This window comes from Pseudoalteromonas sp. HM-SA03 (assembly GCF_002289345.1).
Classification (GTDB): Bacteria; Pseudomonadota; Gammaproteobacteria; order Enterobacterales; family Alteromonadaceae; genus Pseudoalteromonas.
The window spans coordinates 1-293 of the sequence record NZ_NSDG01000162.1; the positions used below are offsets into that span (position 1 = coordinate 1).

A 293-nucleotide genomic window follows, 5' to 3' on the forward strand; every position below is an offset into this window, starting at 1 on the left:
CAAAAGATTCAAGAGCTTGAAGCCAGGATCAATCGCTTAGAGCGAGAAAAATCGATACTAAAAAAGGCTACAGCTCTCTTAATGTCAGAAGAAATGAACAATATTCGTTAATAGACCAATTAAGTGAGCACGAACCAGTAGAAATGGTCTGTAACGTCTTTGATATTGCTCGTTCAAGTTTTTATGACTATAAAAGACGTCGCAACATCATTGACGTCAATGAGATTAAACTGAGAGCGCAACTAAACGCTTGCTTTAATCTCAGTCGAGGCGCTGCGGGTAGTCGTACACTC

Annotated in this window: 1 pseudogene; it reads left to right on the forward strand. The window is 39.9% G+C overall.

Features of this window, described 5'->3' with window-relative positions:
* Positions 1–293 (forward strand): annotated as a pseudogene (locus tag CKO50_RS25005) (IS3 family transposase); the annotation flags it as partial.